We start from the raw sequence: 21,056 nt of genomic DNA on the forward strand, positions 1-21,056 counted from the left end.
CTTTCCAAAGAACTTACTTGACGACCGGCTAGTTCCGGGTCTACTTTCCCCAGTGTAGTAACTAGCCGGGCGGCAAGTAAGGGAACGACATGACGACGCAAGCAGCAGCGGTACCGGCGCAGGGGGAGACGGGGCAGCCACGCAGCGTCCGGGTCGTCCTCCTCGCCCTCATGATCGCGATGCTCCTCGCGATGCTGGACAACATGATCATCGGCACCGCGATGCCGACGATCGTCGGCGAACTCGGCGGCCTCGAACACCTCTCCTGGGTCGTCACCGCCTACACCCTGGCCACCGCCGCCTCCACCCCCCTCTGGGGCAAGGTCGGCGACATGTTCGGCCGCAAGGGCGTCTTCCTCACCTCGATCGTGATCTTCCTGATCGGTTCGGCCCTCAGCGGCATGGCCCAGGACATGGGCCAGCTCATCGGCTTCCGGACGGTCCAGGGCCTCGGCGCGGGCGGCCTCATGGTCGGCGTCATGGCCATCATCGGCGACCTCGTCCCGCCCCGCGAGCGCGGCAAGTACCAGGGCATGATGGCCGGCGTCATGGCCCTCGCCATGATCGGCGGCCCCCTCGTCGGCGGCACCATCACCGACCACTGGGGCTGGCGCTGGTCCTTCTACATCAACCTGCCGCTCGGCGCCGTCGCCCTCGCGATGGTCACCGCCGTCCTGCACCTGCCGAAGAAGCAGCGCGCCGCGGGCACCCGCATCGACTTCCTCGGCGCCGCGCTGCTCACCGTCGGCATCACCGCGATCGTCCTCGTCACCACCTGGGGCGGCACCGAGTACGCCTGGGGCTCGGCCACCATCGTCGGCCTCGGGGTCGGCGGCGCCGCGGCGCTCGCCGCCTTCCTCCTGGTGGAGACCCGGGCGAGCGACCCGATCATGCCGCTGCACATCTTCCGCAGCCGCAACTTCACCCTGATGTCCCTGATCGGCTTCATCACCGGCTTCGTCATGTTCGGCGCGGTCCTCTACCTGCCGATCTTCCAGCAGTCCGTCCAGGGCGCCTCGGCGACCAACTCCGGGCTGCTGCTCCTGCCGATGCTGCTGTCGATGATGGTCGTCTCGCTGGTGGTCGGCCGCCTCACCACCAGCACCGGCAAGTACAAGATCTTCCCGATACTCGGCGGCGTGCTCATGACCGTCGGCCTGTTCCTGCTCTCCACCATGGACACCGACACCTCGCGCCTGGTCTCCGGCGTCCACATGGCGGTCCTCGGCGCGGGCATGGGCTTCCTCATGCAGATCACCATGCTGGTCGCCCAGAACAGCGTGGAGATGAGGGACATGGGCGTCGCCTCCTCCTCCACCACCCTCTTCCGGACGCTCGGCTCCTCCTTCGGCGTCGCGATCATGGGCGCGCTCTTCACCAGCCGCGTCCAGGACGAGATGACGGCGAACGGCGGCTCCGGACTGACCGAGCGGACCGCGCAGCTCGACGCGGCCAGCCTCGCCAAGCTCCCGGCGGCGCTCCGCGAGGCCTACCAGCACGCGGTCGCCTCCGGCACGCACGGCGCCTTCCTGCTCGCGGCGGCGGTCTCCGTCCTCGCCTTCGTCCTCGCCCTCTTCGTCAAGGAGGTGGCGCTCCGCGGCGCGGGCCCGGCGCCGGGCCCGAAGACCGCGGAGGGCGACGGCACGGCGAAGGTCGCCGAGACGGTCTGACGCTCCGTCCCGCACCCGCTCGTACACCCGTGAAGGGGCCGGTCCCGTAGGAGGGACCGGCCCCTTCCGCCGTACGCGGGGGGTCGGCAGCCGTACGGGAGAGCGCTCGGCGCTACGGGACGGGAGAGCGCTCGGCGCCCGCACGGGACCGGAAGGCACTCAGCGCCCGTACGGGAAGGAGCCCGGCGCGGTGGGGGAAAAGGTGACCCCGCGCGGTACCCGGTCCTCAGTCCTGCGGGCGCAGGATCGGGAAACTGCCCGTGTTCGTCGGCGCGTGGTCCGGCAGCCACAGGACCGCGATGGCCCCGCCCACCCCGTTCGGCGCCGACTCCGACGCCACGTTGCGGAAGGTGAGCCGGGCGCCGAGGACCCGTGCCTGGCCCGCCGCGATGGTCAGCCCGAGCCCGTGGCCCTGCCCCGCCCGGTCGCTCGTCCCGGTACGGAAACGGCTCGGGCCCTCCTTCAGGAGCGCCTCGGGGAAGCCGGGGCCGTGGTCGCGGACCCGGACGACCCGCCCCTCGACGGTCACCTCCACCGGCGTCCCGCCGTGCTTGGCCGCGTTGGAGAGGAGGTTCCCGAGGACGCGTTCGAGCCGCCGGGGGTCGGTGTTCACCCAGGACTCGTGGACGACCCGGACGAGCACCTCGGGGTCCAGGGCCCGTACCCGCCGCTCCACGAACTCGCCCAGCGCGATCTCCTGGAGCTCCGCGCGCTCCGACGCGCTGTCCAGCCGGGCCACCTCCAGGACGTCCTCGACCAGGGTCCGCATCGCCTGTGCCCGGTCCCGCACCAGCTCGGTGGGGCGCCCCGGCGGCAGCAGCTCGGCGGCGGTGAGCAGCCCGGTGACGGGGGTGCGCAGCTCGTGCGCGATGTCGGCGGTGACCCGCCGTTCCGCCTCGATCCGCTCGTTGAGGGCGTCGGTCAGGGCGTCCACCGCCCACGCGAGGTCGTCGGTCTCGTCCCGTACGACCCCGCCGACGGCCTCCCGGACGCGGACGTCGGTGTTGCCCTGGGCGACCCGCCCGGCGGCGACGGCCGCCTTCCTCAGCCGCCGGGACAGCTGGCCGCCGATGAGCACACCGAGCGCGCAGCCGCCGAAGACCACCGAGACCGAGCCGATGACCAGGGCCCGGTCGAGGTCGTTCATGACGGTCGCGCTGCGGTCGGCGAACGGGATGTGCAGGGAGAGCACGTCCCCGTTGGCGAGGGGCACGGCGGCCCACACGTCCGGCGGCCCGCCGTGCCGGTGCTCCTGCACGTAGGTGCCGCGCCGCTTGTCCCGCATCAGCTGGTCCAGCTGGGGCGGCAGCGCGGGGTCGTTGAGCTTGGTGCCGAAGCGCGGTTCCTTGGGCTTGGAGGTCTCGTACATGCGCTGGGCGAAGAGCAGCCGCTCCATCTGCACCTCGCGCGCGTTGTCGAGCATCGAGATGCGGGCGGCGTTGTGGACGACCACGCTCAGGGTGACCGCGATGAGCGCGCCGACCGCCGCGATGGCGACGGCGATCTTCCAGCGGACCCCGGTACGGAGGGGGAGCAGCTTCACCGGTGCGGGCCCGTCCTAGCTCTTGAGCTTGTAGCCGAAGCCGCGGACCGTCTCGATCCTGTCCTGGCCGATCTTGGCCCGCAGCCGCTGCACATGGACGTCGACGACCCGGGTGTCGCCGCCCCAGCCGTAGTCCCAGACCCGCTCCAGGAGCTTGTCCCGGGACAGTACGGTGCCGGGCGCGGTCGAGAACTCCAGGAGCAGCCGCATCTCGGTCGGGGTCAGCCCGACGGGCACCCCGCCCCTGCGGACCTCCATGCCCTCGGTGTCGACCTCCAGATCGCCGAAGACGAGCAGCCCGCCGCCGTCGGTGCCGCCCTCCGCGCGCTCGCCCGCGCCGAGTCCCGCGTGGCCGAAGCGGCGCAGCACGGCCCGGATGCGGGCCATCAGGACGGAGCCGTCGAAGGGCTTGGTGACGTAGTCGTCGGCGCCCGCCTCAAGGCCGAGGACGACGTCGATCGAGTCGGCGCGCGCCGACAGCATGATCACCGGCACGGTCGACTCGTCGCGGATGCGGCGGCAGAGGCTGACGCCGTCCATGCCCGGCAGCATCACGTCGAGCAGGGCGATGTCCGGCCGCTGGGCGCGGAAGGCGTCGAGCCCGGAGAGCCCGTCGGGCATGGCGGTGACCCGGAAGCCGTCCCGCTCCAGGGCGAGCTGGGTGGCCTCACGGATGACGTCGTCGTCCTCGACGAACAGGACATGGGTTTCGGCCATCGTGCGGGTCCTTCGGGTCTGCGGTTCCGGGGCGGCCGGGACGGGAGGGGCGGGCAGGGCGGAGGGGGACGGACAGGAGCAGGGGTACGGCTCAGGTCGGCGGGCTCACGGCGGGCGCGGGCTCCTCGACGCCCGAGTCGCCGACCGCCCGGCTGTAGTCGTTGTGCACCCAGTCGTGCTGGGTGAACCTGTTCCCCGCCCAGCGGTACGTGATGACGTCCTCGCCCGAGGGGTACGCGACCGGGTCGCCCTTCGCGTACACCTGCTTGGTGACGACGAGCTCGCCCCGGTCGATGGTGCCGTAGACCGCCGCGTCCTCCGCCGTGAACACGTTCTCGTACCGGTCGCTCTGCTTCCGGTAGACGTAGGTGCCGATGCCGACGGCGTCTCCGCAGGTCATCACGTTGACGACGACATCGGGCGCGGCCGAGTTGGTGAGGTTGCCGTAGGAGGTGTCCACCGGGTAGGCGTCCGCGACGCACGGCTTCAGATCCGCCTTGAGCCGCTTGCCGATCTTCGGGTCGTCCTTGAGGAGCGCGATCGGGTCCACCCGCACGGCGGTCTCGGCACCGGCGGTCGCGGAGGGCGGGGGCGTCGGCGCCGCCGCGGCGACCTCGCCGGTGCGGGCCGCGCCCTCGTCGCGCGAGCCGGTGCCGCCGGTCGAGCAGGCCGCGAGGGACAGACCGACGGCGACGAGCCCGGCCGTCGCCGTGATGCCCGCCGCCTTGGCCGAGGGAAGCCCGCGTCGGCCGGGACGGTACCGGCCGGGACGGGTCCGGCCGCGGCCGGACCCGCCGGGGGCGACGGCCGGGCGCGGACCGTTCCCGGCGCGGTCCGCGCGGACATCGCCGCCGGGGCGGTCACCGTCATCGGTGCCGCCCCTTTGTCCTCTGCCGTCGGCTCCGCCGTCTAGGCCGCGCACCGCTCCCGCCCCCGCTCGTCGCCTCGTACGGTCGTCCGCTCCCCGGTCCGCCCCAGGGCACGGGCGTCGAGGTCACGGCTCTCCAGCTCCTGACGGAGCCGGGCGAGCGCGCGGTGGAGCGTGGACTTCACCGTACCGGTCGACATGCCGAGCGCCGCGGCCGTCTCCTCGGTACTCATCTGTTCCCAGTGCCGCAGGACGACGACGCTGCGCTGCTTCGGGGCGAGGACCTTCAGGACGTCCATGAGCAGGGCGCGGTCGGCGTGCTGCTCGGTCGGGTCGTCGACACAGGCGTCGGGGAGCTGCTCGGTGGGCACCTCTTCGAGCTTGCGGGAGCGCCACCACTCGGTCCGTGTGTTGATCATGACCCGGCGGAGGTAGGCGTCGGCCAGGGACTTGTCGGCGATGCCGTCCCAGCGGCCGTACGTCCGGGCGAGGGCGGTCTGGAGCAGGTCCTGGGCGTCGACGGGGTCCGCGACGAGACGACGGGCACTGCGCAGCAGCGCGTCCTGCCGCGTGCGGACGTACTCCTCGAAATCGAGCACCTCGCCATGCCTCATCCGAACCGCCTCCGAACCCCGTGACCTGCTTCGTTCCTGCTGTCGTGGACGACGCTACGGAGCGCGTGTCACGGGGCTGTGCGTGGCAGCCGTCGATGGACGCACGGCTGTCCATCGGTTGTGTAACGACGATCGGGGCGGGGTTTCGGCCGGGAGGGGAGGTGTCCCAGGGACGCGGGAGGCCCGTGGGACGGGTCTCGGGACCTGCTCCACGGGCCTTCCGATACGACGTCCGAGACCCCCGACGGCTACGGGCTCAGGCCCCCGATTCCTACGGGCCGGGGCCACCGGGAACCAGGATCCGCGACCCCTCACGGATCACGGACCCCACTGCGGGACGTGGCCCGCCGGGCGCCGGTGGCGGGGTCACCGCCCCCACCACGGGCGGGCGGGTCACAGCCCCCCACGGGCAACCGGGGTCACCGCCCCACCCACGGGCCACCGCCCCACCGGCTCAGGCCATCGGCAGCCGGTAGCGGCTTCCGGACAGCGGCTCGACCAGACCGTCCGCGACCAGACCGTCCAGGGCCCTGGCCCGCTGCACCGGCTCGTCCCAGACCGCGTCCAGGGCCGCCTGCGCCACCGGCTCCCGCGACTCCCGCAGCACCGCGAGGAGCCGTCCCCTGACCTGCCGGTCGGTCCCCGCGTACGTCTGGCCGCGCCGCGGCGGCCCCTCGTGCTCGGGCTTCCCCGCCAGCAGCCAGGCACACCGCCCGGAGATCGGGCAGCGCCCGCACTCCTCGTTCTTCGCGGTGCACACCAGGGCGCCCAGTTCCATCGAGGCGGCGGCCCAGCGGGCGGCCGTGGCCTCGTCCGCCGGGAGCAGCGCGCGGGCCAGCCGTCGCTCGGCGGCCGTGGTCGCGTTCGGCGGGTACCGCACACCGGTCGCCGCCCGCGCGAAGACCCGGCGCACATTGGTGTCCAGGACCGCGTGCCGCTGCCCGTACGCGAAGGAGGCCACCGCCGCGGCCGTGTACTCGCCGACGCCGGGCAGCGCGAGCAGGTGCCCGTGGTCGCTGGGCACGTCGCCGCCGTGCCGCTCCGTTATGGCCGTGGCCGCCGCGTGCAGCCGCAGGGCCCGGCGCGGATAACCGAGCCTGCCCCAGGCGCGGACCGCCTCACCGGGGGCGTCGGCCGCCAGATCGGCCGGGCGGGGCCAGCGCGCGAGCCACTGCTCGTACACCGGGAGCACCCGGACCACGGGTGTCTGCTGGAGCATGAACTCGCTCACCATGACGCCCCAGGCACCGGCCTCGGGGCGCCGCCAGGGCAGGTCGCGGGCGTGCCGGTCGAACCAGGCGAGGACGGGCCCGTGCAGCTCCGCGGGGGGCGTCGGGACGGCGGGGTCGCCTGCGGCGCGCGCTTCGCGGGCCGGGGGAGCGACGGGGACGGGGGGAGTCTCGGTGGAAGTCATGGCACCACCGATCCTGGCACGTCCCCGACGCGATCAGTGCGCGCCGTGGCGCGCGCGGCGGGCTTCCTCGGCGCGCCGGGCGGCGCGTCCCCCCGCCGGGTGCACGCGCGGTCCGCGCCCCGCGCACCAGACCACGGCCGTGTTTCCGCTCGACCTCGCCGTGTCCACCAGGTTGGCCACCGGCCGCGCCGCGGTCCGCATCACGAGGAAGGCGACCAGACCGCCGAGGAGCACGCCGACCGTCACGTCGTGCGGGTAGTGGACACCGACGAAGACCCGGGAGAAGGCCATGAGCAGGGCCATCGGCACGGTCAGCCAGACGATCCCGCGCCAGGACAGGGCGAGCGCGACGGCCGCGGCGCCCGCGATGGCCGCGTGGTTGCTGGGGAAGGACCAGTCGCCGTGCGGCGGGCAGGTGATCAGGGAGGCGGGCGCCCCGGCCACCGAGCGGCACGGGCGTTCCTCGTCGACCAGCGACTTGAAGGACTCGCTCACCACGTACCCGAAGGCGGTGGCGAGCGGGGCGAGCAGCGCGAGGGCCATCGCCCGGCTCGACCCCTCGCGGGAGCGCCACCAGCCGGCCAGGAAGAGAACGCCGAAGAGCAGCAGCCCGGCCTCGGTCCAGACCTCGGCGAGCCACTGGAACCAGTGGGGGGTGGAGTGCGCGAAATCCAGGACGTCGACATACAGACGGTCGGAGAGGTCGAGAAGGGTGTTCATGGTGCATGACGCTAACCGGAATCCACGGCGTCTCGCCCCGGGCCAACGGCCAGAGCGACCCCTGACGAAAGTGGGGGTCACCGGAAGGTGTCCGTTATCTTCTGTTTCCGGTCGGCTTGGGGGGTGCCGGAACGGGGGTCGGGGAAAAGTTCCCGGAACCGACGGATGTGATCATCGGCAAAACTTGATGGCTCGGGCGGCGGGGAGGGCGGGAGTTGGGCGTGATCTCTCGTAAGGTTCGGGTCGTGGGATCTTTGCGCAATCCGGTCGGGCCGCTTCCCTCCACCATCTACTGGCGACGGAGGGCGGTGGCGGCGTGCCTGGCGGCGCTTCTGGCGCTCCTCGCCTTCTGGGCCCTGGCCTCCGGCGACGGCGGCGGCAAGAAGCCGAACGACGCCGCCAACGGCGCCTCCCCCACACCCCCCTCGATCACCCCGGGCCCCTCCGGCAGCGGAACCGCGATCAGCCAACAGCCCGGCGGGCGCGACGAGTCGGGCGACTCCGGAGGCTCCACGGGCGGTGACGGCGGCTCGGGCGGCACCGGCACGGACCCGGGCGCGGCCGACGGCGGCACGGGCAGCGACGGCGGTGGCAAGGGCGGCAAGAACGGCGACACCGACGGCGCCGGTGGCGACGGCGGCGCGGGCACCGGCGCGGGCCAGCGCGTCCCCGCCGACTCCCCGCTCCCCAACTGCCCCTCCGGAGCGTTGCAGTTGACGCTCCGCAGCAGCAAGGTCAGTTACGAGACCGGCGAGAAGCCCCGTTTCCTGCTGGTCGCGAAGAACACCTCGGGCACCGCCTGCAAGGCCGATCTCGGGCCCCGCAACGCCGTTCTGACGATCAGTGACAGCAAGGACGACGAGGTCTGGTCCAGCGCCGACTGCCCCCGGCCCGGCGCCCCCGTGCTGCTGCGCGTCCCCGCGCGCACCACCATCACCCACACCGTCGAGTGGGACCGCGACCGCAGCGCCCCGGACTGCGCCACCGCCCCGGCGGGCCAGGCGGGTCCCGGCACCTATCTGGTGGAGGCGACGATGCCGGGCGTGAAGGTGCTCCCGGCCCCGTTCAGCCTGGCGAAGGACTGAGCCGGACCCCGTCCCGCCCGGGGGCAGGACGGGGCCCGGTCACGAACTGACGTATTCGTACGGGAACGGGCCCCGCAGGGCGACCGGCTCCCCCGGCACCCGCACCACCCCACGCCCGAGCCGCCCCCACCACCCCCGCCCCGAGGATCGGAAAGGCCCGCCCCATGGTCTCGGTACTGCGGAACGTGGCGATCGACTGCGCGGACGCCTACGGTCTCGCCCTGTTCTGGAGCGAGGTGACGGGCTGCCCGACGGCCCCGGACACCAGGCCCGGCGACCGGGAGACCCAGGTGCTCCTGGCGGAGGGCCCGGTCCTCTACTTCAACCAGGTGCCCGAGCCGAAGACGTCCAAGAACCGCGTCCACCTGTGCCTGCGTCCCGACACCTCGCGCGACCAGGAGGTCGAACGGCTGCTGGGCCTCGGCGCGAGCCTGGTCGCGGACCACCGCGAGCCCGACGGCACCGGCTGGGCGGTCCTCGCCGACCCGGAGGGGAACGAACTGTGCGTCCTGCGCGGTGACTCCGACCGGACGGGAACGCACCCCGGCCCTTCCTAGCCCGAGCCGGACGGACCACCCGGGTCCGGGGAGGACCGCTCAGGTTCCGGACGTACGGCTCAGGTTCCGGACGTACGGCTCAGGGGCCGGGCGTGCGCTCGGTTTCCGGGGGGTACGGCTCCGGTCCTGTCCGGGCGTACGGCTCCGTCCTAGACGTACCGCTCCAGGATCGAGGACTCCGCGAGCCGGGACAGGCCCTCGCGGACGCTGCGGGCCCGCGCCTCGCCGACGCCGTCGACGGCCTGGAGGTCGTCCACGCTGGCGGCGAGCAGCTTCTGCAGCCCCCCGAAGTGCTCCACGAGCCGCTCGATGATCGCGCCCGGGAGCCTCGGCACCTTGGCGAGCAGCCGGTAACCACGCGGCGAGACCGCCGAGTCGAGGGTCTCGGGCGAACCGCTGTAGCCGAGCGCCCGCGCCACGACGGGAAGTTCGAGCAGTTCGGTGTGGGACAGCGCGTCCAGTTCGGTGAGCGCCTCCGCGACCGTCCGCGAACGCTTCGCCGTCGGCTCGGGAACGTAGTCCCTGACCACCAGCTCCCGCTCCGGCTCCACGCCCGCGATCAACTCGTCGAGCTGGAGCGACAGGAGCCGCCCGTCCGTACCCAGCTCGACGACGTACTCGGCGATCTCGGTGGCGATCCGGCGGACCATCTCCAGGCGCTGGGCGACGGCGGTGACGTCCCGTACGGTCACCAGGTCCTCGATCTCCAGGGCGGAGAGGGTGCCCGCCACCTCGTCGAGCCGCAGCTTGTAGCGCTCCAGGGTCGCCAGCGCCTGATTGGCGCGGGACAGGATCGCCGCCGACTCCTCCAGGACCCGCCGCTCCCCGTTCACGTACAGCGCGATCAGCCGCATGGACTGCGAGACGGAGACGACCGGGAAGTTGCACTGCTTGGAGACCCGGTCCGCGGTGCGGTGCCGGGTGCCGGTCTCCTCGGTGGGGATGGAGGCGTCCGGGACGAGCTGCACACCCGCGCGGTGGATCTTGGTGATGTCCTTGTCGACGACGAGCGCGCCGTCGAGTTTGCAGAGCTCGCGCAGACGGGTGGCGGCGAACTCGACGTCCAGCACGAAACCGCCGGTGCACATCGAGTCGACCGTCTTGTCGAGGCCGAGCACGATGAGACCGCCCGTGCTGCCCCGGAGGATGCGCTCCAGGCCGTCGCGCAGCGCTGTGCCCGGCGCGACCGCGCTCAGGGCGGCGCGCATCAGCGCTTCGTTGCCGGAGCCCGCGCCGGACTTTCCGGGAGCTGCTGCCCCGTCCTTGGCTGCCACTGCACTCCTCCGGCTCGTACGGATGGGCGAGACCAGGGCAAAGTCTAGCGACACCACTCCGCCGCCCTCCGCCCCGACCGATCGCGGGGTGGTCCGAAAGGGGTCCCCACCCTGACAGGGGCCAAACCCTTCACACCTTTGCGAAGCGTACGGAGCCAATTCCCGGCCGGGGAACAACGAAAGCACCCGCCCCCGGACCGGGCACACCCCGAGGACGACCGAGGCCGCCCCGGACACCCCGGGACCCGAGCGGTCCACGCACGGCCCGGGGCGACCGCCCGTCCCGGCGACGGGCCGACCGCCCGGCCCCCGGTGGGCGAAGGCCCGGGGCCGGGCGGGGCAGCGGGGAGGCCCGCTACCCCTCCGCGTTCTCCGGGGCCTTCGCGCGGCGGCTGCGCGGCAGCACCCGCAGGGCCTCGCCCATGTCCGCCACTTCCGTCACCTTCATGCCCGCGGGCACCTTGCCCGGGTCCCCGGGGACCAGCGCGTGCGTGAAGCCCAGCCGGTGGGCCTCGGAGAGCCGCCGCTGCACGCCCGTCACCCGCCGGACCTCGCCCGCGAGTCCGACCTCGCCGATCGCGACCAGGTTCTTCGGCAGCGGGGTGTCGCTCGCCGCCGAGGCCAGCGCCAGCGCGACGGCCAGGTCGGCGGCCGGCTCGGTGAGCTTCACCCCGCCCACGGTCGCGCAGTAGATGTCCCGCTTGCCCAGCGCGCTGATCCGCCCGCGCTGCTCCAGGACGGCCAGCATCATCGAGACCCGGGAGGTCTCCAGACCGGACGTGGTCCGCCGGGGCGACGGGATCTGACTGTCCACGGTGAGCGCCTGCACCTCCGCGACGAGCGGACGGCGGCCCTCCAGGGTGACCGTCAGACACGTGCCGGGCACGGCCACGTCACGCCGGGTCAGGAAGAGCCCGGAGGGATCGGCGAGCCCCGTGATCCCCTCGTCGTGCAGCTCGAAGCAGCCGACCTCGTCGGTCGCCCCGTACCGGTTCTTCACGCCCCGGACCAGCCGCAGGCGCGCGTGCCGGTCGCCCTCGAAGCTCAGGACCACGTCGACCAGGTGCTCCAGGAGCCGGGGACCGGCGATGGCTCCGTCCTTGGTGACGTGGCCGACGAGCAGCGTGGACATGCCGCGCTCCTTGGACGCCCGGATGAGCGCCCCGGCGACCTCGCGGACCTGGGCCATGCCGCCGGGCGCGCCGTCGATCTCGGGGGAGGCGACGGTCTGCACCGAGTCCATGATCAGCAGCGAGGGCTTGACGGCGTCCAGGTGCCCGAGGACCGCCGACAGATCGGTCTCGGCCGCCAGGTAGAGGTGGTCGCTCAGCGCGTTGATCCGGTCGGCGCGCAGCCGGACCTGGCTGGCCGACTCCTCGCCCGTCACATAGAGGGTGCGGTGCTCGTCACCGGCGGCCTTGGCCGCGACGTCGAGCAGCAGGGTGGACTTGCCGACGCCCGGCTCGCCCGCGAGGAGCACCACCGCGCCGGGCACCAGGCCCCCGCCGAGGACCCGGTCCAGCTCGTCGACGCCGGTGGAACGGGCGGTCGCCTGCCGGACGTCCACCTGCGCGATGGGGACGGCGGCGGTGGAGACCCGGCCCGCGGCGGTCGTACGGACAGCGGGCGCGCCGTACTCCTCGACCGTCCCCCAGGCCTGGCACTCGGGGCAGCGGCCGAGCCACTTGGCCGTCTGCCAGCCGCACTCGGTGCAGCGGTAGGACGGCCGGTCCTTGGTCGATTTCGTACGGGCAGCCATGCCGCCCACCGTAGCGGCCACCACCGACAACGCCCCGGCCGCCGCCCGTCCGCCCCCGCCCGGGAAGCACGAGGGCCCCGCCCCGCGACTCCCCGACTCCCCGCCCCGCCCCGCGACTCCCCGCCCGGCCCCGCGACTCCCCGCCCCGCCCCGCTCCCACCGGCCCGGCCCGCACTTCCCCTCCCACCGGGTGCCGCTCCTCCGGCCCGCCCCACCGATGCGGGGCCCGTCCCCCGCCCCGCACCGCCCCGCACCGTCCCGCCCCTCACCCGCCCGGAGCGTCGTCCGTCGGTCCCGGGCGGCGGCGACCCGTCCGGAGCGACCGGCCCGCCCCACAGCGACCTCCCCGCCCCGGACCACGGCCGCCCGCCCCGAGCGCCCGGGTCGCCCCGGCGCCGCCCGCTCGTCCGGAGACGGCGGCGCGCCCGAGACGGCTCCCGTCCCGGCCGGACCCCTCGGCGCCCACCCAGGAAGCGCCGCCCGCCCCCCCCGTACGGCCGTCACCCGTCCAGGTGCCCCGGCCGTCACCCGACCGAGAACGGAGCCCCGTATTCCTGTCCCCTTTCGGGCGATAGCTTCACCCGTACGAATGAGAAGTCCGCGACCGGTACGAAGAGTGCGCTCCGCGCTGCCTACGGTCGACCGGTGACGAGCAGCAGGCTGGACTCTCCCGCACGCACCACCGGCGCACACCGGGCGCACCCCGTCGCGGACCACCGGGGAACCCGTGCGCTCGGCCGTCGGCCCCCCGCCCGCCACGAGGCCGCTCTCGACGGCCTCTTCACGTACTGCCTCTCCGTGCTCTGCGACCACGACACGGCCACCGCCGTCCTCGGTGACGTCCTCGCCGTCGCCGAACGGCACCACGGCCGCTGCCCCTCCGACGAGGAGGGCCGCACGGCCTGGCTGTACGCCCTCGCCCGCTGGGCCTGTCTGCGCAGCCTCGGCGAGCAGCGCGGCCGACGCCAGGGCGCCCACACCGGCCGTCCCGCCGTCGCCGCGCCCGAGCCGCCCCGGGTCCCCGAGCGGACCGCCGAGCGCCGCCGTGCCGAACTCGCCCGGCTCGCCTGGCCCGAGGCCGCGGGCACCACTCCCGAACAGCGCGAGGCCCTCGAACTGTCCGTCCGGCACGGCCTCAGCCCCCGCCAGGTCGCCGCCGTGCTCTCCCTCGACCCGCTCGCCGCCCGCGAACTCCTCTCCGCCGCCGCCTGCGAGGTCGAACGCACCCGGGCCGCCCTCGCCGTCGTCGGTACCGGCAGCTGCCCCACCGTCGCCCGGCTCACCGGCGACCACCGGGTGCTCCTCTCGGCGGCCCTGCGCGCCGAGCTCGTCCGGCACGTCGACGACTGCCCCCGCTGCCGCAGGGTCGCCGAGCGGGTCGGTGCCACCGCCCCCTGGCCCGGCACCGGCACCCTGCCCCCGGCCTCGCTGCCGCTGGTCGAAGCCCCCAGGGCCGCCGCCTGCACGGCGCTGCCGCACGTCCCGCGCGCGCGTGCCGGAGCCCCGCGTTTCGCGCCGACCGGCTTCCCCCTCGACCCCAAGGACCACGCCGCCCGCCGTGACCGGATGCGGGCCCGCGCGGTCACCACCACCGTGGTCGCGGCCGTGGTCGCCGCCCCCGTCCTCGCCCTGTGGGCCTCCTGCCGGGGCAGCTCCGACACCACGACGGCCGCCCACGGCGGCACCCGGATCAGCGCCTCCGAGGCCGATGCCGCCATCGGACCGGACGGCCGCCCCTATGACCCGTACGACCCCTACGAGCAGTACGAGAACGCGGGCAACGCGCGCGCCACCCCCGACCCCCGCTTCACCCGGGGCAGCCGTGCCCCCGACGTCTCCGTCGAGGTCCTCAGCCCCGGCGGTCCCACCGGCCCCGCGGAGCCCTCCCGTCCCGGCGAGCCCGCCCCCGGCTGGATCACGGTGAGCGCCCGGAGCCACGGAGAGCTCACGCTGCTCACGCTCATCGCCGCCGGGGGCTCCCCCGTCGACTGGTCGCTGTGGACGGACGCGCCCTGGCTGTACGTGAGCCGGGCCTCCGGCACCCTCGCCCCCGGCGCGGCGGTCACGATCGCCGTCCGGGTCGACCACCGGCGCGAACCCCGGGGTGCCTGGAGCGCGCGGGTCGGAGCGAACCCCTCGGGGGCCGTGGTCAGGATCGACGGGCGCGGCGAGCCCGCCCCACCCGTCGTCGAACCGGGCACCCCGCCGCCGACCACCGGTCCGACGGTCCCGCCGACCACACCGCCGACGGGCCCGCCCACGACGGAGCCGACCACGCCGCCGACCGGCCCACCGGCCACGGAACCCCCGACGACGGCCGACCCGGGGACCCCGACGGACCCGCCCACGACCGAGCCGACCCCGCCCACGACGGAACAGCCCCCGGCCACCACGGACCCCGCCACACCGGAACCGACGTCCCCGCCGACGACGGAGAACCCGCCCCCGTTCTGACCGGGGGACCCACGGGCCGGAGCCGTAGGGGAAGCCCGGTAGGGGCGGGCGCCGGACGGGGCCGTACGGGAAGCGCCCGTACAGCGAGCGCCCGTAAGGGCCGTGCCGTACGGGCGCTGTGCGGGCGATGGCCCAAGGCGTGGCCCGTACGGGCCCGGGGCCGCTACTTCTTCTTCGGACTCTTCGGGGTCTTCGGAACCTTCTGGCTCTCAGCGGCCACGGAGTCCCCCGCGCTCCCCGCGTTCCCCGCGCTCTCTGGGGTTCCCCGCTTCACCGGGTCCGCCGGGTGCGGGGCCACCAGGGGCAGTGCCGAGGCGAGCCGGGTCTCGCACAGCCCGACGAGGACCTCGTACGCCTCCTTGCCCATCATCTCGGTCAGCTCGGGCCGGTAGGAGACGTAGACCGGCTCACCCGCCCCGTGCGCCGAGGTGGCCGAGGTGCACCACCAGTGCAGGTCACGACCGCCGGGACCCCAGCCCCTGCGGTCGTACTCACCGATGGACACCTGGAGGACCCGGGTGTCGTCCGGCCGGTCGATCCAGTCGTACGTCCGGCGGACCGGCAGTTGCCAGCAGACGTCCGGCTTGGTCTCCAGCGGCTCCCGGCCCTCCTTCAGGGCCAGGATGTGCAGCGAACAGCCCGCGCCGCCCGCGAAGCCGGGACGGTTCTGGAAGATGCAGGACCCCTTCCAGCGGCGGGTCTGCCGGTCGCCGTCCTCGTCGAGCTGGGTCCAGCCGGACTCGCTGCCGACCTCGTGGAACTGCCACAGCTCCGGAGTGAGGCGGGCCACGTGCGACGCGACCCGCTTCTCGTCGTCCTCGTCGGAGAAGTGCGCGCCGAGCGTGCAGCAGCCGTCGTCGGCCCGGCCCGCCTGGATGCCCTGGCAGCCGCTGCCGAAGACACAGGTCCAGCGGGAGGTCAGCCAGGTCAGGTCGCAGCGGAAGACCTGCTCCTCGTCGGCGGGATCGGGGAACTCGACCCACGCGCGCGCGAAGTCCAGCCCCTTCTCGTCGGGCTCCGCGCCCTTGCCCCGCTTCCCGTCGCCCTTCACTGACACCGGAACCTTCACCTCCGCGTCCCCGCGACTGTCCTTGCCCGGCTTCGCCTTCTTCGTCTTTGGCACGAGTCCAAGCGTATGCGGGCGGGAGCAGTACCGTTCCGCCATGAGACTCGGAGTCCTCGACGTCGGTTCGAACACAGTGCACTTCCTGGTGGTGGACGCCCACCCGGGCGCCCGGCCGCTGCCCGCCCACTCCCACAAGGCGGAGCTCCGGCTCGCCGAACTCCTCGACGAGCGGGGCGCCATCGCGCCCGCGGGCGTCGAGCGGCTCACCGCGACCGTCCGGTACGCGCTGCTCGCCGCCGAGGACAAGGGCTGCGAGGAGGTGCTGCCGTTCGCCACCTCGGCCGTCCGCGAGGCCAGCAACGCCGACGCCGTCCTCGCCCGCGTGAAGGAGGAGACCGGGGTCGAGCTCCAGGTCCTCACCGGGGAGGAGGAGGCGCGGCTCACCTTCCTCGCCGCCCGCCGCTGGTTCGGCTGGTCCGCCGGGAAGCTGCTCCTCCTCGACATCGGCGGCGGCTCCCTCGAAGTGGCGTACGGCATCGACGAGGACCCCGACACGGCGGTCTCGCTGCCGCTCGGCGCGGGCCGCCTCACCGCGGGCTGGCTGCCCGGGGACCCGGCGGACACCGCCGACGTGAAGGCGCTCCGCCGCCATGTGCGCGCGCAGATCGCCCGTACGGTCGGAGACTTCAGCCGCTCCGGGCGCCCCGACCGCGTGGTCGCCACCTCCAAGACCTTCAAGCAGCTGGCCAGGATCGCCGGCGCGCCCGGCTCGGGGGAGGGCCTCTACGCCCAGCGGGTCCTGAGCCGGAAGTCCCTGGAGGAGTGGGTCCCGCGGCTTGCGGCCATGACGGCACCCGAGCGCGCGGCCCTGCCGGGAGTGTCGGAGGGCCGCGCGGGCCAGCTCCTCGCGGGCGCGCTCGTCGCGGAGGGCGCGATGGACCTGCTCGACGTGGAGGAACTGGAGATCTGCCCCTGGGCCCTGCGCGAGGGCGTCATCCTCCGCCGCCTGGACCACCTGCCGACGACCTGACGGACGGGCCACGGGGGAGGGCCGGGTCCGGAGACCCGGGTCCGGAGGTACGGGTCCGGCGGGGCGGCCCGGTGACCGGTACGGACCGGCCGCCAGGGAGGGCCTCGACGGGGACGGACCTTCGGGCGAGCGCCGCGCCCCGGCCGACCGGCCGCCGGATGGGCGTACGGCTCCTGTGGGTGGCCGGGCCACCAGGGTCACCCCGGCCGACCGGCCGCCGGACCGCCGGGGCCGGTGCGCCCCACCGGCCACCGCGCCGCCCCGCCACCGCCCCGTACCCCGCCCAGCCCCGGCCCATCGCCCCAGCCCCGGCGTGACCGGAACCACGCCCCGGCGTCCCGGCCCGCCCCGTACCCTGTCTGGATGGCAGAACCAGCGGTGCGCGTCCCGGGCGTGAAGGTCGCCCTGTCGACCGCCTCGGTCTATCCGGAGTCGACGGCGACGGCCTTCGAGATCGCCGCGCGCCTCGGCTACGACGGCGTCGAGGTCATGGTGTGGACCGACCCGGTCAGCCAGGACGTGGAGGCGCTCCGCCGCCTCTCCGACCACCACGGGGTTCCCGTCCTCGCCGTGCACGCCCCCTGCCTCCTCATCACCCAGCGCGTCTGGTCCACCGACCCCTGGGTCAAGCTCCAGCGCGCCAGGTCGGCGGCCGAGCGGCTCGGCGCGTCGACGGTCGTGGTGCATCCGCCGTTCCGCTGGCAGCGCCAGTACGCCAAGGACTTCGTGACCGGCATCTGGCGGATGGCGGACGAGACCGACGTGCGGTTCGCCGTCGAGAACATGTACCCGTGGCGGTACAAGGACCGCGAGATGCTCGCGTACGCCCCCGAGTGGGACGTCACCAAGGACGACTACCGGCACTTCACCGTGGACCTCTCGCACACCGCGACCGCCCGCACCGACACCCTCGCGATGATCGACCGCATGGGCGACCGGCTCGGCCACGTCCACCTCGCCGACGGCCGGGGCTCGGCCAAGGACGAGCACCTGGTCCCGGGGCGCGGCACCCAGCCCTGCGCCGAGCTCCTGGAGCGGCTCGCGGTCACCGGTTTCGACGGCCATGTCGTCATCGAGGTCAACACGCGCCGCGCGATGTCGGCCGCCGAACGCGAGGCCGACCTCGCGGAGGCCCTGGCGTTCACCCGGCTGCACCTCGCCTCGGCGGCCGGCCGCCCCACCCGGGTGCCGAGGCCGTGACCGCCCCGGCCCCGCGCAGGCGCGGCCGTCCGTCCCGTACCGAGGAGGAGAGCGGACCGGGCGCGCGGGAACGCATCCTGGAGGCGGCCCGCGAGCAGTTCGCCGAACGCGGCTACGACAAGGCCTCGGTGCGCGGCATCGCCCGTGCCGCCGGGGTCGACCCGGCGCTCGTCCACCACTACTTCGGCACGAAGGACGAGGTCTTCGCCGCCGCCGTCGAGGTCTCCTTCGAACCCGCGACGGTCGTCCCGGCGATCCTGGACGGCCCGCGCGAGGCCATCGGCGAGCGGCTCGCGCGCTTCTTCGTGGGGGTCTGGGAGAACCCGGCGAGCCGTGCCCCGCTGCTCGCGATCGTCCGCTCCGCGCTGACCCACGAGGCGGCGGCGAAGGTCCTGCGGGCGTTCGTGCTGCGACGGCTCCTGGAACGGATCGCGGACGAGCTGGACGTACCGGACCCGAAGTTCCGGGCCGAGCTCGCGGCCTCGCACATGATCGGGATCGCGATCCTGCGGTATGTGATCCGGGTCGAGCCGCTGGCCTCGGCGGACCCGGAGGACATCGTGGCCCAGGTGGCGCCGACGCTCCAGCGCTACCTGACGGAGGCGTGAGGGACACGACCGGGTGTCCGGCCGATACGACCCGGATCCTGACCCCGTACGACCCGGATCCTGACCCCGTACGACCCGGCTCCCGGCTCCGTACGACCGCGCGGTGGCCCGCCCCGGTGATCCCGGGACAGGGATCGCCCGTACGGGACTAGCGGGACTACGGGACTACGGGACTACGGGACCCCCTCCCGACCCCCTACGGGCCGACCCGCCCCTACGGCCCCGGCCCCCAGGGCCCGCCCCCGGTGGGACCCGGACCGTGCGGGTCCACCCGTACGGGACCCGTCCCCGTCCCCGTACGGCGCCGCTCGAAAGCTGAACACTCTGTCCGGCATACGGACGGGCTGTCCAGATCTTGGTCCACGGCGTAGGCTCGGCCGCAAGCACACCTGTCACTGAGGAGCGAGCGACGATGCCCGAGCTGAGGTCCCGCACTGTCACCCACGGGCGCAACATGGCGGGCGCACGCGCCCTGATGCGAGCCTCCGGTGTACCCGGCGCGGACATCGGCCGGAAGCCGATCATCGCGGTCGCCAACTCCTTCACGGAGTTCGTTCCGGGCCACACCCACCTCCAGCCCGTCGGCCGGATCGTCTCCGACGCGATCACCGCCGCCGGTGCCATCCCGCGCGAGTTCAACACGATCGCCGTCGACGACGGCATCGCGATGGGCCACGGCGGAATGCTGTACTCGCTGCCCTCCCGCGACCTGATCGCGGACAGCGTGGAGTACATGGTCGAGGCGCACTGCGCCGACGCCCTGATCTGCATCTCCAACTGCGACAAGATCACCCCGGGGATGCTGATGGCAGCCCTGCGCCTGAACATCCCGACGGTCTTCGTCTCCGGCGGCCCGATGGAGTCGGGCCGCGCGACCCTCGTCGACGGCTCGGTCCGCACCCTCGACCTCGTCGACGCGATCTCCGACGCCGTGAACCCGAAGATCTCGGACGAGGACATCCGTCGCATCGAGGAGAACGCCTGCCCGACCTGCGGCTCCTGTTCCGGCATGTTCACGGCCAACTCGATGAACTGCCTGACCGAGGCCATCGGCCTCTCCCTCCCCGGCAACGGCTCGGTCCTCGCCACCCACACCGCCCGCCGGGCGCTGTACGAGAACGCGGCGCGCACGGTCGTCGACATCACCCGCCGGTACTACGACGAGGACGACGACTCCGTCCTGCCGCGCTCGATCGCGACCCGCGCGGCCTTCGACAACGCCATGGCCCTCGACATCGCCATGGGCGGCTCGACCAACACGATCCTGCACCTGCTCGCCGCCGCCCAGGAGGCCGAGCTGGACTACGGTCTGGCGCACATGGACGAGGTCTCGCGCCGGGTCCCCTGCCTGGCCAAGGTCGCCCCGAACGTCGCCAAGGACCGCACGTACTACATGGAGGACGTGCACCGGGCCGGTGGCATCCCGGCCATCCTCGGCGAGCTGTACCGCGCGGGTCTCCTCAACGAGGACGTCCACACCGTCCACTCCCGCTCCGTCAAGGAGTGGCTGGGCGCCTGGGACGTGCGCGGCGGCTCCCCGACCGAGGAGTCCGTCGAGCTGTGGCACGCGGCCCCCGGCTGCGAGCGCTCGTCGACCGCCTTCTCGCAGTCCGAGCGCTGGGAGACGCTCGACGTGGACGCGGCGGGCGGCTGCATCCGCGACGCGGCCCACGCGTACTCGAAGGACGGCGGCCTCGCCGTCCTGCGCGGCAACCTCGCGGCCGACGGCTGTGTCGTGAAGACGGCGGGCGTCGACGAGTCGATCTGGACCTTCGAGGGCCCGGCCGTGGTCTGCGAGTCGCAGGACGAGGCCGTCGAGAAGATCCTCAACAAGCAGGTCAAGGACGGCGACGTGGTCGTCATCCGCTACGAGGGCCCCAAGGGCGGCCCCGGTATGCAGGAGATGCTCTACCCGACCTCGTTCCTCAAGGGCCGGGGCCTGGGCAAGACCTGCGCCCTGGTCACCGACGGACGCTTCTCCGGCGGCACCTCGGGCCTCTCCATCGGCCACGCCTCCCCCGAGGCAGCCTCGGGCGGCACCATCGCCCTGGTCGAGGACGGCGACCGCGTCCGCATCGACATCCCGAACCGCTCGATCGAGCTGCTCGTGGACGAGGAGACGCTGGCCGCCCGCCGGACGGCCCTGAACGGCGTGTACGAGCCGAAGAACCGGCAGCGCAAGGTGTCGGCGGCCCTGCGCGCGTACGCGGCGATGGCGACGAGCGCCGACAAGGGCGCGGTCCGCGACGTGACGAAGCTGGGCTGACCGGCCGGAACCGGCGGGCGGGGGCGGGAAGGGCGACGAGCCCGTTCCCGCCCCCGCCCGCTTCCCGAGACCCTCGGGCCGACGCCGTACCGCCGGATCACCGGATCAAGGCATTCACCGGCTCAGATGTCCCACCGGGTCACCGGCCCACCAGGTCGCCGAATCGCCGGGGCGCTGGTTCACCGGCCCACCGGCCCACCGACCCACCGGC

Annotated in this window: 17 protein-coding genes; 8 read left to right on the forward strand and 9 right to left on the reverse strand. The window is 73.9% G+C overall.

Annotated elements, in window-relative coordinates; translation table 11 throughout:
* The first annotated feature begins 89 nt into the window (after positions 1–89).
* Positions 90–1,670 carry an MDR family MFS transporter gene (locus ACIO92_RS12655; RefSeq protein WP_366442105.1) on the forward strand — a complete coding sequence of 527 codons (1,581 nt, stop codon included), beginning with the start codon at positions 90–92 and terminating at the stop codon, positions 1,668–1,670.
* A gap of 226 nt (positions 1,671–1,896) precedes the next feature.
* On the opposite strand, the gene cseC is transcribed toward ACIO92_RS12655, so the two are convergent.
* The 6 genes from cseC to ACIO92_RS12685 form a co-directional block, all read right to left on the reverse strand.
* Positions 1,897–3,213, reverse strand: coding sequence for a two-component system sensor histidine kinase CseC (cseC, locus tag ACIO92_RS12660; protein ID WP_366442106.1), 1,317 nt, complete (start codon positions 3,211–3,213; stop codon positions 1,897–1,899).
* 15 nt (positions 3,214–3,228) lie between these two features.
* A complete protein-coding gene (gene cseB, locus ACIO92_RS12665) occupies positions 3,229–3,930 on the reverse strand; it encodes a two-component system response regulator CseB (RefSeq protein WP_366442107.1) in 702 nt (233 codons plus the stop codon).
* A gap of 91 nt (positions 3,931–4,021) precedes the next feature.
* Positions 4,022–4,852, reverse strand: a complete 831-nt coding sequence (locus ACIO92_RS12670; RefSeq protein WP_401234914.1) for a hypothetical protein — start codon at positions 4,850–4,852, stop codon at positions 4,022–4,024.
* On the reverse strand, positions 4,840–5,412 hold the full coding sequence (locus tag ACIO92_RS12675; RefSeq protein WP_351785718.1) for a SigE family RNA polymerase sigma factor: 573 nt from the start codon (positions 5,410–5,412) through the stop codon (positions 4,840–4,842). The genes ACIO92_RS12670 and ACIO92_RS12675 overlap by 13 nt, the downstream gene beginning before the upstream one ends.
* A 454-nt stretch (positions 5,413–5,866) precedes the next feature.
* The gene (locus ACIO92_RS12680) at positions 5,867–6,826 is read right to left on the reverse strand and encodes an A/G-specific adenine glycosylase (RefSeq protein WP_402054492.1); all 960 of its coding nucleotides are present in this window, start codon (positions 6,824–6,826) and stop codon (positions 5,867–5,869) included.
* Between the two features lie 33 nt (positions 6,827–6,859).
* Positions 6,860–7,546 (reverse strand): phosphatase PAP2 family protein, encoded by a 687-nt coding sequence (locus tag ACIO92_RS12685; protein WP_366442109.1) that lies wholly within the window; start codon positions 7,544–7,546, stop codon positions 6,860–6,862.
* 245 nt (positions 7,547–7,791) lie between these two features.
* Between ACIO92_RS12685 and ACIO92_RS12690 the strand changes: the two genes are divergently transcribed.
* A complete protein-coding gene (locus tag ACIO92_RS12690; RefSeq protein WP_366442110.1) occupies positions 7,792–8,631 on the forward strand; it encodes a hypothetical protein in 840 nt (279 codons plus the stop codon).
* Between the two features lie 164 nt (positions 8,632–8,795).
* A complete protein-coding gene (locus tag ACIO92_RS12695) occupies positions 8,796–9,188 on the forward strand; it encodes a VOC family protein (protein ID WP_366442111.1) in 393 nt (130 codons plus the stop codon).
* A 149-nt stretch (positions 9,189–9,337) separates the two neighbouring features.
* Here the strand turns inward: ACIO92_RS12695 and disA are convergent, their stop codons facing one another.
* Together disA and radA are read right to left on the reverse strand one after the other, a co-directional pair.
* Entirely contained in the window at positions 9,338–10,462 is a 1,125-nt protein-coding gene (gene disA, locus ACIO92_RS12700) for a DNA integrity scanning diadenylate cyclase DisA (protein WP_351796402.1), read from the reverse strand.
* A 355-nt stretch (positions 10,463–10,817) separates the two neighbouring features.
* The gene (radA, locus tag ACIO92_RS12705; RefSeq protein ID WP_366442112.1) at positions 10,818–12,221 is read right to left on the reverse strand and encodes a DNA repair protein RadA; all 1,404 of its coding nucleotides are present in this window, start codon (positions 12,219–12,221) and stop codon (positions 10,818–10,820) included.
* Positions 12,222–12,866: 645 nt separating this feature from the next.
* Between radA and ACIO92_RS12710 the strand changes: the two genes are divergently transcribed.
* On the forward strand, positions 12,867–14,675 hold the full coding sequence (locus tag ACIO92_RS12710) for a hypothetical protein (protein WP_402279845.1): 1,809 nt from the start codon (positions 12,867–12,869) through the stop codon (positions 14,673–14,675).
* 163 nt (positions 14,676–14,838) lie between these two features.
* Here ACIO92_RS12710 and ACIO92_RS12715 read toward each other — a convergent pair whose 3' ends face one another.
* A complete protein-coding gene (locus ACIO92_RS12715) occupies positions 14,839–15,798 on the reverse strand; it encodes a hypothetical protein (RefSeq protein ID WP_366442114.1) in 960 nt (319 codons plus the stop codon).
* Positions 15,799–15,838: 40 nt separating this feature from the next.
* Between ACIO92_RS12715 and ACIO92_RS12720 the strand changes: the two genes are divergently transcribed.
* The 4 genes from ACIO92_RS12720 to ilvD all read left to right on the forward strand — a co-directional run bounded on the left by ACIO92_RS12720 (position 15,839) and on the right by ilvD (position 20,845).
* On the forward strand, positions 15,839–16,771 hold the full coding sequence (locus ACIO92_RS12720; protein ID WP_366442115.1) for a Ppx/GppA phosphatase family protein: 933 nt from the start codon (positions 15,839–15,841) through the stop codon (positions 16,769–16,771).
* Positions 16,772–17,134: 363 nt separating this feature from the next.
* Positions 17,135–17,971 carry a sugar phosphate isomerase/epimerase gene (locus ACIO92_RS12725; RefSeq protein ID WP_366442116.1) on the forward strand — a complete coding sequence of 279 codons (837 nt, stop codon included), beginning with the start codon at positions 17,135–17,137 and terminating at the stop codon, positions 17,969–17,971.
* Entirely contained in the window at positions 17,968–18,579 is a 612-nt protein-coding gene (locus ACIO92_RS12730; protein ID WP_366442117.1) for a TetR family transcriptional regulator, read from the forward strand. Before ACIO92_RS12725 ends, ACIO92_RS12730 begins: the two co-directional genes overlap by 4 nt.
* A 412-nt stretch (positions 18,580–18,991) precedes the next feature.
* Complete coding sequence (gene ilvD / locus ACIO92_RS12735; protein WP_366442118.1) at positions 18,992–20,845, forward strand: dihydroxy-acid dehydratase; 1,854 nt, start codon at positions 18,992–18,994, stop codon at positions 20,843–20,845.
* Positions 20,846–21,056: the final 211 nt, after the last annotated feature.

Source organism: Streptomyces sp. NPDC087215 (assembly GCF_044744885.1).
Taxonomy (GTDB): Bacteria; Actinomycetota; Actinomycetes; order Streptomycetales; family Streptomycetaceae; genus Streptomyces.